Source organism: Pandoraea sp. ISTKB (assembly GCF_001721285.1).
Lineage (GTDB): Bacteria > Pseudomonadota > Gammaproteobacteria > Burkholderiales > Burkholderiaceae > Pandoraea > Pandoraea capi.
This window is the reverse complement of record NZ_MAOS01000047.1, coordinates 1-14,220: the sequence shown is the minus strand read 5'-3', so window position 1 is coordinate 14,220 and position 14,220 is coordinate 1. Positions and strand designations below refer to the sequence as shown.

At 60.7% G+C, this 14,220-nt stretch carries 12 protein-coding genes and 1 pseudogene; 8 read left to right on the top strand and 5 right to left on the bottom strand.

Going from position 1 to position 14,220, the window contains the following annotated elements; translation table 11 throughout:
• Nucleotides 1-185: 185 nt before the first annotated feature.
• The 4 genes from A9762_RS18185 to A9762_RS18175 form a co-directional block, all read right to left on the bottom strand.
• The gene (locus tag A9762_RS18185; protein ID WP_069343426.1) at nt 186-899 is read right to left on the bottom strand and encodes a GntR family transcriptional regulator; all 714 of its coding nucleotides are present in this window, start codon (nt 897-899) and stop codon (nt 186-188) included.
• 29 nt (nt 900-928) lie between these two features.
• Nucleotides 929-1,147, bottom strand: a complete 219-nt coding sequence (locus A9762_RS18180; RefSeq protein WP_069343425.1) for a hypothetical protein — start codon at nt 1,145-1,147, stop codon at nt 929-931.
• A gap of 200 nt (nt 1,148-1,347) precedes the next feature.
• Nucleotides 1,348-1,794, bottom strand: coding sequence for a hypothetical protein (locus A9762_RS29100; RefSeq protein WP_139133285.1), 447 nt, complete (start codon nt 1,792-1,794; stop codon nt 1,348-1,350).
• Nucleotides 1,795-1,847: 53 nt separating this feature from the next.
• Nucleotides 1,848-2,861 (bottom strand): 2-dehydropantoate 2-reductase, encoded by a 1,014-nt coding sequence (locus A9762_RS18175; protein ID WP_069343424.1) that lies wholly within the window; start codon nt 2,859-2,861, stop codon nt 1,848-1,850.
• A gap of 764 nt (nt 2,862-3,625) precedes the next feature.
• Here A9762_RS18175 and oxlT point away from each other — a divergent pair.
• The 6 genes from oxlT to A9762_RS18145 all read left to right on the top strand — a co-directional run bounded on the left by oxlT (nt 3,626) and on the right by A9762_RS18145 (nt 11,744).
• Entirely contained in the window at nt 3,626-4,957 is a 1,332-nt protein-coding gene (gene oxlT / locus A9762_RS18170) for an oxalate/formate MFS antiporter (RefSeq protein WP_069343423.1), read from the top strand.
• Nucleotides 4,958-5,180: 223 nt separating this feature from the next.
• Entirely contained in the window at nt 5,181-6,959 is a 1,779-nt protein-coding gene (oxc, locus tag A9762_RS18165; RefSeq protein ID WP_240493619.1) for an oxalyl-CoA decarboxylase, read from the top strand.
• Nucleotides 6,960-6,986: 27 nt separating this feature from the next.
• Entirely contained in the window at nt 6,987-8,237 is a 1,251-nt protein-coding gene (gene frc, locus A9762_RS18160) for a formyl-CoA transferase (protein ID WP_069343422.1), read from the top strand.
• A gap of 242 nt (nt 8,238-8,479) precedes the next feature.
• Nucleotides 8,480-8,920, top strand: a complete 441-nt coding sequence (locus A9762_RS18155) for a PAS domain S-box protein (protein ID WP_069343421.1) — start codon at nt 8,480-8,482, stop codon at nt 8,918-8,920.
• A 589-nt stretch (nt 8,921-9,509) separates the two neighbouring features.
• Nucleotides 9,510-10,757, top strand: coding sequence for a formyl-CoA transferase (gene frc, locus A9762_RS18150; protein ID WP_069343420.1), 1,248 nt, complete (start codon nt 9,510-9,512; stop codon nt 10,755-10,757).
• Between the two features lie 213 nt (nt 10,758-10,970).
• Nucleotides 10,971-11,744, top strand: coding sequence for a fumarylacetoacetate hydrolase family protein (locus A9762_RS18145; RefSeq protein ID WP_069343419.1), 774 nt, complete (start codon nt 10,971-10,973; stop codon nt 11,742-11,744).
• A gap of 160 nt (nt 11,745-11,904) precedes the next feature.
• Here the strand turns inward: A9762_RS18145 and A9762_RS18140 are convergent, their stop codons facing one another.
• A complete protein-coding gene (locus A9762_RS18140; protein ID WP_069343418.1) occupies nt 11,905-12,861 on the bottom strand; it encodes a LysR family transcriptional regulator in 957 nt (318 codons plus the stop codon).
• 316 nt (nt 12,862-13,177) lie between these two features.
• On the opposite strand from A9762_RS18140, the gene A9762_RS18135 reads away from it, so the two are divergent.
• Together A9762_RS18135 and A9762_RS18130 are read left to right on the top strand one after the other, a co-directional pair.
• Nucleotides 13,178-13,552, top strand: coding sequence for a hypothetical protein (locus tag A9762_RS18135; protein ID WP_069343417.1), 375 nt, complete (start codon nt 13,178-13,180; stop codon nt 13,550-13,552).
• Between the two features lie 42 nt (nt 13,553-13,594).
• Nucleotides 13,595-14,220: pseudogene (locus A9762_RS18130) on the top strand (NAD(P)(+) transhydrogenase (Re/Si-specific) subunit alpha); the annotation flags it as partial.

The following is a 14,220-nucleotide window of genomic DNA, read 5'->3' as shown; positions in this document are numbered from 1 at the left end:
AAATACGGGGGAAAAGCGGTGCGCGACAAGGGATGGCGACGGTGCAAACGTCATGCCGCAGAGGGACGCGAACGCGTGCGGCGAGCCAAAGAAAAAAGCCAGCGACCGTGAGGTGTCGCTGGCTTTCTTACGCGGCGCGCAGGTGCGCCGCTTGAGCGCTCGGAGCGCTCAGCGCGGTCAGTCGCTTATTCGAGGAAGTCGCAGTGTTCTTCGACGAAGGCGGCCAGCCCGAGGGTGTGGTCGCGCGCGAGCTTCTCGGCGAGTTCCGTATCACGCTTTTCGAGCGCGGTGATGATCTTCAGGTGATCGACGATCGAGCGCGCTGCCCGGTCGTTCTGAGCGATCGTCACCTTGCGGATGGCGCGCACGTGAATGAACAGGTTCTTGATCGTGTTGGCGATCGCTTGCGAGCCGCCGAGATTGATCAGTGCCTGGTGGAAGTCGATGTTCGCGTCCGAATACTCTTCGATGTGATCGGTCGGCGGCGCATTGACGAACTCGTCGAACAGATGACGCAGCTTGGCGATCTCTTCGTCGCTCGCATTCAGCGTGGCCAGACGCGCGGACATCCCTTCGAGGGCGGCCCACATCTGAATCATCTCCACGATTTCGCGCTTGGTCTTGCGGATGATAAAGATGCCCCGGCGTGGCACCGTGCGGAGAAAACCTTCTTGTTCCAGCAAGGTCATGGCTTCGCGAATCGGGGTGCGTGAAACGCCAAGCACCTGGATGAGCTGGCGCTCATCCAGGCGAATTTCTTCCTTCTGGTTATAGATGTCCGCGTCGGCGATGGCTTTTTTCAGCAGCGCATACGCCTGATTACGAAAACTCGTAGTGGTGTCGATCGGCTCCAGTGCGAGTGGCGTCACGCGCACCGGAGTTGGGGTGATCAGGGACATGCAATAGTCTCCTAGGTATTACGGCCCCTTCAGAGGCGCAATGCTTGCTGCCCCACGATGGTGGCCGGCTTCGTGACGAGTTTACCCGATTCGTTTGCCTGCGTGGTTTCCGCCAGGTAAGCGAAACGGCCATTCGTTTCGGCCTTTTCGAGCATCTTGGCGGGCAGAGCGACGAACAGATGAACCATCGCGACACCGGCGGCGAGGGCGGAAGCCAGGGCAAGCAGAGTAAGGGCAGCGACTAACATGGTGAGACTCCAGATAAAAGTTGACGAGTAGTAATGTGGGGGAGAACTTGCTTTGCATTGTATGTCGCGCCGCAACAAGTCTCAAGATATACTACATACCGAATATCAAAATTTATCGTTTTTCGGGACGTTCTTCACGTCACACTGCGCTTACACGGCTCGGATTTGTCTCTTTTTCCGATAGTGCTGGGCGGGTCGGATCAGGTCGGTGATGGCGATGAACCTCCTCGGAAGGCCGTCAGGCTTGCAATGGTGCGGATTTCGGGACGCCAGGGGCGCACGCAGTTTTTCATGGTTCGGATCACGCTTTCGGGGTGGGGCGAATGCACGTTATTGCGTTGCCGCGAAACCACATCCGGTAATGCCTGCATGTCCCGGACAACGGCCGTGTTTCCGGCAAAAAATCGGCCGCGACCGGAGGTCCGGTGGCGGCGCGTGTGAGCGATTGCAGGGTGGGGGTGCGCGGGATTTTTCGGTCCCGCCGCATCGCCCTCTATATAAATAGTCAGTGAGTCATCCGGTGAGGCGCGATGACTTGCCTTGCGCGTCCGGTGTCTCCTGGAAACAACGCCGGCGTCGACCGACGCCGGGAAAAGCAGACTTGCCTGCGTTGGCGCGATATCACGGGTGATGTCGACGATGACCAAAATGCCGAGATACCACTCACGACGGACATTGCCGCTTACTTCGCTTATGCCTCTTAAGCCGCTTTGGCCAGACGCTCCTGCGCCGCCGCGACCGCATCGGGTTTCGTCATGAATTCGCGCTGCTTGATGAGGGCCAGCACGACGTCGAGCGTCGGCGTGGGCACATTGGCCAGCCGCCCCATCTCCTGCACGACGGACACCAACGGATCGATTTCCATCGCGCGATCACGTTCGAGATCCTGAAGCATCGACGTCTTGTGCGCGCCGACGGCGCCCGCGCCATTGATGCGGCGCTCGACATCCACCCGGAAGTGCACGCCGAACTTGTCGCCGATGGTTTTGGCTTCGAGCATCATGGCGCGCGCCACGGCGCGGGTACCCGGATCGCTGGCGATGATGTCGAGCGTGCCATGCGTGAGCGCGGAGATCGGGTTGAAGCAGAGGTTGCCCCACAGCTTGAGCCAGATCTCGTCGCGGATGTTTTCGCGAATCGGGGCATCGAGCCCGCCGGCGATCATCATTTGCGAGAGCTTTTCCACGCGCTCGCTGCGCTCGCCGCTGGCTTCGCCGAGCGGGAACTTGTTGCCGTAGACGTGCTGGATCACCCCCGGTGCGACGACTTCCGTGGCCGGATAGACCACGCAGCCGATGGCGCGCTCGGGGCCGAGTTCGCGCCACTGACGACCGCCCGGATCGATGCTTTCGAGCGTCGTGCCTTCGAGCGCACCGCCGTGCTTATAGAAGTACCAGTAGGGAATGCCGTTCACGGCCGTGACCACGGCCGTATTCGGACCGATCAACGGCTGCATTGCGTCGAGGACCGACGGGACCGAGTGTGCCTTGAGCGCGATGATCACGTAATCCTGATGCCCGAGCTCGCGGGCATCGTCCGTGCAGCGCAGATGGGCGACACGCTCTTCGCCATCGATAAGCAACTTGAGTCCGTTCTCGCGCATGGCCGCCAGATGCGGTCCGCGCGCCACCAGACTGACATCGGCTCCGGCGCGCGCGAGTTGCACGCCGAGATAGCCGCCGATGGCGCCAGCGCCATAGATGCAAATCTTCATGAAGTCTCTCCCTCCAAAGTGAATCGAAACCTGGGCCTGGTACTGGCCGCTTGTGTTCTCTTTATTCTTCTAATACCAAATGTTGTATATCGTATATCACAAGGAGAATAGCGCCAAGCCTTGTTGGGGTATTGGGCCTCATGGTTTCCCCGCAGACGCCCGAAAAACGGCGTTCCGCATGTGTGAGCGTTGCGGTGATCAATTGCATTTATGAAATGCCCGGTGCGGGCTGGCAAACGAATTATTACGGCGTGTTACAGCAGGTGCGATGGAAGAGGGAGGTGCATGTCTTGTGAGAAAAAATAACAGGAATATCGCCTTGTGCTCGTTTTAAAAAATCCCAAGGAGCCCGATATAAAAGGCTTGAGGGCCTTATTGGGTAAGGTTCCCGGATCAGGTTAACTCCTTAGTGTTTTCGCATTGCGTTGTTGCGCCGCTCCGTCCTACAGTTGCGTTACTGTATCTAGCCGCCACTTAGGACAGTGCCTCGCGTGCCGGAGTTGTTGTCGCTGCAATGGACGAAAACGACTTCGGCACGCGAGGAGGAAAACGAGGACAGCAATAAATTAGTGTTGACTTATATCTGATATATCGTATATTTCGTTCGGTATATTTACGGGAAATGCAATGGACCCGTAAGCATCAGAGACAAGTCGACGAGGCCAAGACCTCGTAAAGCATACCCAGGGGGCATAGACCCCATCCGGAAGGTGTTGTTGTTGTGAAGCTGCCAAACAACTGAAAACCGATGGAGGAGGTACAAAGTGGAGACGACAAATCAACACGGCAAACAATCCGTGTTCGCGAGCCCTTGGGTTCAGCTCGTGTTCGGCGTGATTTGCATGGCGATGATCGCCAACTTGCAGTACGGGTGGACGCTGTTCGTCAACCCGATCGATGAGAAGTATGGTTGGGGCCGTACGGCCATTCAGGTGGCGTTCACGATTTTCGTCGTGACGGAAACCTGGCTGGTGCCGATCGAAGGGTATCTGGTCGACAAGTTCGGCCCGCGCCCGGTGGTCGTCGGTGGCGGTCTGTTGTGCGGTATTGCATGGGTGCTCAACGCCTATGCGTCTTCGCTGCCGATGCTGTATTTCGCAGCGGCCGTGGGCGGTGTCGGCGCTGGTGCGGTGTATGGCACCTGCGTGGGTAACGCACTGAAGTGGTTCCCGGATCGCCGCGGTCTTGCCGCGGGCCTGACCGCTGCCGGTTTCGGCGCGGGTTCGGCGCTGACCGTGGTACCGATCGCCAACATGATCAAGTCGAGCGGCTACGAGAACACGTTCCTGACCTTCGGTCTGGGCCAGGGGATCATCGTGCTGTTGCTGGGTCTGGCGCTTGCCAACCCGCCGGCGTCGATCGAAGCGCTCAAGAAGCTGGCACCGGGCGCGATGCGCTACAACGCCAAGCCGACGGAAGTCATGCGCTCCCCGGTGTTCTGGATGATGTATCTGATGTTCGTGCTGATGGCCGCAGGCGGTCTGATGGCCACGGCTCAGCTCGGCCCGATCGCCAAGGACTACGGCCTGGATCAGGCACCGGTCTCGATTCTCGGCCTCACGCTGCCCGCACTCACCTTCGCACTGGCCATCGACCGTGTGCTCAACGGGGTGACGCGTCCGGTGTTCGGCTGGATCTCGGACAAGATCGGACGGGAAAACACGATGTTCATCGCCTTTGCGATGGAAGCCGCAGGGATTTACGCACTGGCGAAGTTCGGCCAGCACCCGGTGGCGTTCGTGATCCTGACCGGCCTGGTGTTCTTCGCCTGGGGTGAGATCTACAGCTTGTTCCCGGCGACCTGTGCCGATACGTATGGTTCGAAGTACGCCGCTACCAACGCGGGGATGCTGTACACCGCGAAGGGGACCGCCGCGTTGCTGGTGCCTTTCTCGAGCATCATCACCACGTCGACCGGTAGCTGGCAGGCCGTGTTCATGATCGCTTGCGCCATGAACGCCTTCGCTGCCTTCCTTGCCTTGTTTGTCCTCAAGCCGATGCGTGCCCGTCTGGCACAGCGTTACGCCAGCGACTACAAGGCGGAGTCGAACGAGCCGACCGCTCGTGCCGCGGACCTGAGCCGCAGCACCACGTAAGGCGAACTCGATACGTCAGCTTGACGTTAAGCAGTACTAAGCAGGAAGCAGACTGGCTGGCTTGATTAGCAACATGTCTCACCGGCGTGCAATCAGGGCCCTGAATGACTGAAGGCCCGATTGCACGACCGGAAGGACAAGTAGAGAAGCAGTACAGGAATACCCACTAATCGTCAGACAAGACGACGCAACACTGAAACCGGAAAAATTGGAGGAGAGAATTATGTCCATTGCGATGACCGTGCCAGTCGGCAAGGCGGAAAACGACACGCTCGAAGACAACAGCCGACACGCGAACATCGTGTCCGAGGCAGCAACGACCGATGGCTTCCATCTGGTCATCGATGCCCTGAAAGCGAACGACATCGACACCATCTTCGGTCTGGTGGGGATTCCCATCACCGATCTGGCTCGCCTCGCGCAAGCCGAAGGCCTGCGCTTCATCGGCTTCCGCCATGAACAGCACGCAGGTCACGCCGCCGCTATCGCCGGCTACATGACGCAAAAGCCGGGCATTTGCCTGACGGTGTCCGCACCGGGCTTCCTGAACGGCCTGACGGCACTCGCCAACGCGACGACCAACTGCTTCCCGATGATTCTCATCAGCGGTTCGAGCGAGCGTGAGATCGTCGACCTGCAGCAGGGCGACTACGAAGAAATGGATCAGCTCAATGCGGCCAAGCCGTATTGCAAGGCCGCTTACCGCGTGCTGCATGCCGAAGACATCGGCGTCGGCCTGGCCCGTGCTATCCGTGCTGCCGTGTCCGGTCGTCCGGGCGGCGTCTATCTGGATCTGCCGGCCAAGCTGCTCTCGCAGACCATCGACGCACAGAAGGCCAAGGATTCGCTGATCCGCGTGATCGACGCCGCACCGCGTCAGATCCCGGCGCAAGACGCCGTCCAGCGCGCGCTCGACGTCATCAAGGGCGCCAAGCGTCCGCTGATTCTGTTGGGCAAGGGCGCTTCGTACGCTCAGGCCGACGAAGACATCCGTGCACTGATCGAGAAGACTGGCATTCCGTACCTGCCGATGTCGATGGCCAAGGGCCTGCTGCCCGACACGCATGAGCAATCGGCATCGGCCGCGCGCTCGTTCGTGCTGCAAGAAGCCGACGTCGTCGTGCTGATCGGCGCGCGTCTGAACTGGCTGCTCGCGCACGGCAAGGGCAAGACCTGGGGTTCGGCACCGAAGAAGTTCGTGCAGATCGACATCTCGCCGACGGAAATCGACAGCAACGTGGCGATCGCGGCACCCGTGATCGGTGACATCGGTTCGTGCGTCAAGGCGCTGCTCGCCGGCGTGGATGCCAACTTTGGCAAGCCGTCGACCGAATGGACCGGCGCGATTGCGGAACGCAAGAACAAGAACCTGGCGAAGATGGCGGCAACGCTTGCCCAGAATCCGTCGCCGATGAACTTCCACAGCGCGCTCGGCGCGATCCGCGACGTTCTGAAGAAGCACCCGGACATCAACCTGGTCAACGAAGGCGCGAACACGCTCGACTATGCCCGCGCGATCATCGACCAGTACCAGCCGCGCAAGCGCTTCGACTCGGGTACCTGGGGCGTGATGGGGATCGGCATGGGCTTCGCCATCGGCGCGGCCGTGACCAGCGGTCTGCCGGTCGTGGCCATCGAAGGTGACAGCGCCTTCGGCTTCAGCGGCATGGAACTCGAAACCATCTGCCGTTACGACCTGCCGGTCACCACCATCATCTTCAATAACAACGGTGTGTATCGCGGCACCGACGTCAACCCGACGGGCGGCAAGGACGTGGCCCCGACGGTGTTCGTCAAGGGCGCGCGCTACGACAAGATGATCGAAGCCTTCGGCGGCATTGGCTACAACGTGACCACGCCGGCCGAGCTGATCAAGGCGCTGGAGGAATCCATCGCTGCGGGCAAGCCGAGCCTGATCAACGCTGTGATCGACGAATCTGCCGGTACCGAAAGCGGTCGTCTGACGAATCTGAACCCGCAAAGCGCGGCGATGAAAAAGTAAGTGCTGAGTCAATCAAGGAGACATGACATGAGCAAACCCCTCGAAGGAATCAAGATCATCGACTTCACGCACGTGCAGGCTGGCCCGGCCTGTACCCAGCTGCTGGCATGGTTCGGCGCTGACGTGATCAAGGTGGAACGCCCGGGTTCGGGCGACGTGACGCGTAACCAGTTGCGCGACATCCCCGACGCCGATGCCTTGTACTTCACGATGCTCAACAGCAACAAGCGCTCGCTGACGCTGGACACGAAGACGCCGGAAGGCAAGGAAGTGCTCGAGAAGCTCGTGAAGGAATCGGACGTTCTGGTCGAGAACTTCGCCCCGGGCGCGCTGGACCGCATGGGCTTCACGTGGGAGCGTCTGAACGAACTGAACCCGAAGCTCATCGTGGCATCGGTCAAGGGCTTCTCGGACGGCCACCACTACGATGACCTGAAGGTCTACGAAAACGTGGCGCAGTGCGCAGGCGGTGCCGCTTCGACGACGGGTTTCTGGGACGGCCCCCCCACGGTGTCGGCCGCAGCGCTCGGCGACAGCAACACCGGCATGCACCTGGCCATCGGTATTCTGACGGCACTCATCGGCCGTGGTCAGACGGGCCGTGGTCAGAAGGTGGCCGTCTCGATGCAGGATTCGGTCATCAACCTGTGCCGCGTGAAGCTGCGCGACCAGCAGCGTCTGGACCGTGTCGGCTACCTCGAAGAGTATCCGCAGTACCCGCATGGCGAGTTCAGCGATGTCGTGCCGCGTGGCGGTAACGCCGGCGGTGGCGGTCAGCCGGGTTGGGTGCTCAAGTGCAAGGGCTGGGAAACGGACCCGAACGCTTACATCTACTTCACGATCCAGGGTCACGCCTGGGAGCCGATTTGCCGCGCACTGGGCAAGCCGGAGTGGATCAGCGATCCGAACTACGCCACGGCACAAGCCCGTCAACCGCACATCTTCGACATCTTCGCGACCATCGAAGCCTGGCTGGCCGACAAGACGAAGTACGAAGCGGTCGACATCCTGCGCAAGTTCGACATTCCGTGCGCACCGGTGCTGTCCATGAAGGAAATCGCCAACGATCCGTCGCTGCGCGCTTCGGGCACGATCGTGGAAGTGCCGCACAAGGAACGTGGTTCGTACCTGACCGTCGGCAGCCCGATCAAGTTCTCGGGTCTGAAGCCGGAAATCACGGGCTCGCCGCTGCTGGGTGAGCACACCGACGAGATCCTGTCCGAGCTGGGTTACAGCAAGGACCAGATCGCGAATCTGCACGCAGCACGTTCGGTCTGAGTTCGCTCAGTCGTTAGCCGTCAGGCAAACGCTGTCATGTCGCACCCACCGTTACTGCCTTCGGGCGGTGACGGTGTGGGCGGCCGCAGGTGAGGTGTCCATGGGTGCGGTTCCGTGCGGAGCTGCACCCATTTTTATTTTCGGGACCGTGCTGTCCTCTAATTGATGTAATTTATTGGCATGTTTGGCATCGATGCCAATCGTGACCATCGCATTTCCCCCACAAGATTATTGGAGACACCATGAGCGCATCCGTCGACGTCAATCAATTGGTGCAGGTCGTAGGCGACGCCATTGTCGTGGCCGACCCCACGAACATCATCACGCTGTGGAATTCGGGCGCGGAGAAGATGTTCGGCTTCTCGGCGGCGGAGGCTGTCGGGCAGCCGCTCGACATCATCATTCCCGACCGGCTGCGCGCGCGTCACAACGAGGGCTATGCCAAGACGATGGAAACGGGGCAGACGAAGTACGGTAGCGATCTGCTCAAGGTGCCGGCTGCGCACAAGGATGGCCGGGCCATGTCGATTGCGTTCACCGTGGCCTTGCTGCATGGCGCGGCGGGTGAGGTGACCGGCATCGTCGCCGTGATTCGCGACGAGACGGCGCGTTTTCAGGAAGACCGTCAGCTGCGCAAGCGCGTGACCGAACTCGAAGCGAAGCTGGCCGCGACGGCGAGTTGATCCTCGTGACGATGACGAGCCCGCGCAAGTCGTGAGCCTGGCGACGCGCATGAGACGGCGTTAGCCGATGTAACTCGTCCGCCACGGATGGAAAAGAAGCACCGATGCGTAGATGCGCACCGGTGCTTTTTTGCTTTTTAAGCGAAGGAACGGGCGAGCTGAGCGATTAATAGGTATTTTGTATTCAATATATTTAAAGGGTATTGATAACTCTCCCTGATCGACCGCCTGACTTTCATCGCGGTGACACATGCCTGTAAACCCCTAGCCCGATGGGGTAATTTCAGACTTGTTGCAATGCGGAGTCCCTTTATTCATAGGCTTCTCGGCGATTTTGATCCAGAAATGTCGCGACACAGCAAAACGCATCGGCAACAAAAAGCCGTTGATAAAATATCGTGTATGAAATACCGTATATCACAAGATTCGATCGATGCAGATGATGGCGCCCGAAGAGGCGACGACCTGCGTCAGATCCGGCGAGGCTCGCGATATTGCTGCAATCGGAAGGCATGGCGCTCACGTGTTTTTCGCGGCGCACCTCGCATACCAATTACATAAACGCCGTCGCATCAGGAGGAGACAAACCATGGGAAAGGCACTCGAAGGTGTGCGCATTCTCGACTTCACACATGTGCAGTCCGGGCCAACGTGTACGCAGTTGCTGGCCTGGTTCGGCGCGGACGTGATCAAGATCGAACGCGCGGGTCACGGCGACGTTACGCGCGATCAGTTGCGCGACATTCCCGACGCGGACAGCCTTTACTTCACGATGCTCAACAGCAACAAGCGTTCGATCACGCTTGATACGAAGCATCCGGAAGGTAAGGCGGTGCTCGAGCGCATGATTCGCGATTGCGACGTGCTCGTGGAGAACTTCGCACCGGGCGCCCTCGATCGCATGGGCTTCACCTGGGAACACATTCACTCGCTCAACCCGCGCATGATCGTCGCCTCGGTCAAGGGTTTCGGCCCCGGTCCGTATCAGGACTGCAAGGTGTACGAGAACGTGGCGCAGTGCGTTGGTGGCGCCGCATCCACGACCGGTTTCGACGACGGCCCGCCCATGGTGACGGGCGCGCAAATCGGCGATTCCGGCACGGGCCTGCATCTGGCGCTGGGCATCGTCACGGCGCTGTATCAGCGCACGATGACCGGTCAGGGCCAGCGCGTGCTCGCCGCCATGCAGGACGGTGTGCTGAACCTGTGCCGCGTGAAGTTGCGCGATCAGCAGCGTCTGGAGCGTGCGCGCGTGATGGAAGAGTATCCGCAGTACCCGAACGGCGAATTCGGCGACGCGGTGCCGCGCGCCGGTAACGCGTCGGGTGGCGGCCAGCCGGGCTGGATCCTGAAGTGCAAGGGCTGGGAGACGGACCCGAACGCCTACATCTACTTCATCACGCAGGCCCCGGTGTGGGGGTCGATCTGCAAGGTGATCGGCAAGCCCGAGTGGGTCGAGCATCCGGATTACGCCACGCCGCGCGCGCGTTTGCCGCGTCTGCGCGAGATCTTCGACACCGTCGAACAGTGGACCGTGACGAAGACCAAGTTCGAAGTCATGGGCATTCTCAACGAGTACGACATTCCGTGCGGTCCGATTCTCTCGATGAAGGAAATCGCCGAGGACATGTCGCTGCGCGAGACCGGCACCATCGTCGAAGTCGATCACCCGAAGCGCGGCAAGTACCTGACCGTCGGCAACCCGATCAAGCTCTCGGACAGCCCCACGCAAGTGGAACGTTCGCCGCTGCTCGGCGAGCACACCGACGACGTGCTCTCGGAGTTCGGCTACAGCGCGCAGCAGATCTCGGCGCTGCGCGAAGTCGGCGCGGTCTGACGCACGCGGGGGATTCGACCTCTCGACCTCACGCCCTTAAGCACGCAACCTTAAGCACGCAAGCGGGCGCGGCAAAGGACAAGTGGCCGCCCCGAATCGAAAGTGTCGCAAGTGTCTGCAAGAGGCAGATGTGAATGACTTCAAGACATCGTGTGAGGCGCGCGCCTGGCAGCCGCTGCCGTGCCGCCTCACCGCTACAGGAATGGCAAACGCATGAAGCTCTGGACCCGTTTCAAGACCGCACATGGCCGCATCGGCTTTGGCCTGTTGCAGGGCGATCACATTCTCGAACATCGCGGCGATCTTTACGATCAACCCGTCGCTACGGGCGCAACGATTGCGCGCGACGCGGTCGATCTGCTGTGTCCCTGCGAGCCCTCGAAAATCGTGGCGCTCTGGAACAACTTTCACGCGCTCGGCGCGAAGCTCGGCAAGGCCGCGCCGTCGCATCCGCTGTTTCTCATCAAGCCCGCCACCACGCTCAACGGTCCCGAGGGCGTGATTCGCCGTCCGGCGTCGTATGCCGGGAAGATCGTCTTCGAGGGCGAGCTGGGCATCGTGATCGGCAAGCGCGCGAGCCACGTGAGCGAGGAAGCGGCACGCGACTACATCCTCGGCTACACGCTGGTCAACGACGTCACGGCCGCTGAAATCATCGAGCAGGACGGCAACTTCGCACAGTGGACGCGCGCCAAGGGCTTCGATACGTTCGGCTGCCTCGGCCCGGTCATCGCCGAAGACTTCGACTGGCGCGAGGCGGAGCTCGTCACGACGCTCGACGGCACCGAGCGTCAGCGCTATCCGCTCGCCGACATGATCTTCAATCCGTGGCAACTCGTCGTGCGCCTGTCGCAGGACATGACGCTGTTGCCCGGCGACGTGATCGCGGTCGGTACGTCGATCGGCGTGGGCTCGATGAAAGAGGGCGCGCTGGTGGAAGTGAGCATCGACGGACTGGGCACGCTGGCCAACCGCATGGGCGGCTGAGTCCGGCATACAAACCGCAGATGGCAGATCGCAGGGCGCGATCTGCATCGCGAGCAACCGATTTCACGGTGGTCGGCCGGGGTGGCAATGGCCTGAGTCGATCGCCCTTTTTCATTCGGCAGACCGGAACGATCTGCCCGGGCATGACAAGTGATGGGACCTATTTCGTGTCGCTGCCTGCGGGCGGCGGCACGGAGCTTTTGTAGGCCATCATGCCGTCGATCAATGCGGCGCCTTCGGAGAGCAGGAACTGACGGAAGGCGAGCGCGACCGGCGGCAATCGTTTGCTGCGGCGATGTACGACGTACCAGCTTTGCCACGCCGGAAAGCCCTGCACGTCGAGCACCGTCAACTGGCCCGTCTGCAATTCCATGCCGACGGTATGTGCGGACAGGAAGCTGACGCCCATGCCCGCAATCACCGCCTGCTTGATGGTTTCGGTGCTGGCGATCTCCATCGCGATCTTCAGTTGCTGGGTGCGATGACCGAAGGCGTCTTGCAGGGAATTCCAGGTGTCGGACCCGCGCTCGCGGCTGATGAACGGTTCTTGCGCCAGCCGTGAAAACGGAATCTGTTTCTGACCAGCCAATGCATGGCCGGGCGGTGCCACGATGATGTACGGGTGCGGCGCGAAGGCTTCGTTGATCGTATCGATTTCGTGGGGCGGACGCACCATCACCGCCAGATCGGTCAGGTTTTCGGTGAGTTGATGCAGCAGTTCCTCGCGGTTATGCACCGTGAGATTGAGGGTGACGCCGGGGTGGCGCACGGTGAATGCGGCGAGCAGGCGAGGGAAAAAGTAGTCGCCTGCGCTGATGACAGCCACGTTGAGCTTGCCGCCCGTAATGCCCTTGAGGTGATCCATCGCCTCTTCGGTTTCGCGGAACAGGGCAATGATCGCGCGGCTGTAGTGAAGCATCTCGTTGCCCGCCGGCGTCAGGAAGATCTTCTTGCCCAGTTGCTCGAAGAGCGGAAGTCCGGCGTGTGTCTCAAGTTGCTTGACCTGTGTCGAGACGGCCGGTTGCGTGAGGTGAAGTTCTTCGGCGGCGCGCGAGAAGCTCAGATGGCGCGCCACGGCTTCGAAGACTTTCAACTGGCGGAGCGTGGCGTGTTTCATGCGGCGGAGGTTCGTTTGGGAAGGAGGTGAGCGATGCGCTACGACGTGTCGTGTGTTCGCACCACCGTCTTCGCGAAGTATAAGTAATCGTTGATGGTTTGCATAATTAACTTTAACTGTCTTTTATATGTCGGGCTGCGTAATCTGCAATGGCAGCCCGCATGAAAGTGGTGTGACGACAAAGCGAAAAATGTAGAAGCAGCGCGTAACAGCCGGTGAAGCGTCAGGCAAATTGCCCGGCGAGAACCAGCAAAGGCAACGCGCTCACGTCAGGCGCCACGCGGGTTTGGACGATCACTCTTTGGGAGACGCCATCATGTCGGTCATCGAAACGCACATCAAACCCGCCGCCCTGGCACCGGTTGCCAACGCTCATCTGCATGCGTTCAACAACGCATTCGTCGAACTGGGTCTGGACTGGTATTGGGATAACCACACCTACACCCGTTTGTTGCACACCACCGGTAACCAGGATTTGCCGCTGGCGTATCTCGAAGGCGCTTCGGCGCAGGCGTTGCGCATGGCCGAGCTGGTGTTGATCGGGGCTTACCTCGACGGCCATCAGCCGCACCTGCTGCGCGCCTACGAACCGGAATTCCTTTGCGACCTGATTCACTGCACCAAGGTGCGTTGCTTCGAAGCGGCCAATGAAGGTCGTTCGATGCTGGCGCCGAGAGCCGTTGCGGCCTGAGTTTCACAACACGACAGGGGCTCAGACCCCGAGACAATAACTATGCATATTGGCATTCCAAAGGAGACGGCCGGCGGCGAATCCCGCGTCGCGGCCACACCGGAAACGGTGAAGAAGCTGGTGGGCGCAGGGCATCGCGTCACCGTGGAGCATGGCGCCGGAGAGGCGGCTAGCGTACCCGATGCGGCATATGTCGCGGCGGGCGCGTCGAGCGGCACGGCTGCCGAAGCGTTCGGTGCGGAGATGGTGCTGAAGGTGCGTGCCCCGTCGGTCACGGAGATCGGCCAGATGCGCCGCGGCGCCGTGGTCGTGGGCATGCTCAATCCGTTCGATGCCGAGAACAACGCGCGCATGGCGGCCGCTGGCATCATCGGCTTCGCGCTCGAAGCTGCGCCGCGCACTACGCGTGCGCAGAGCATGGACGTGCTCTCATCCCAGGCCAACATCGCCGGTTATAAGGCCGTGATGCTCGCTGCGAACCTCTATCAACGTTTCATGCCGATGCTCATGACGGCTGCGGGCACCGTGAAGGCCGCGCGTCTGGTCGTGCTGGGCGCTGGCGTTGCAGGCTTGCAAGCCATCGCGACGGCCAAGCGTCTGGGTGCGGTCATTGAAGCGTCGGACGTGCGTCCGGCCGTGCGCGAGCAGATCGAATCGCTCGGCGCGAA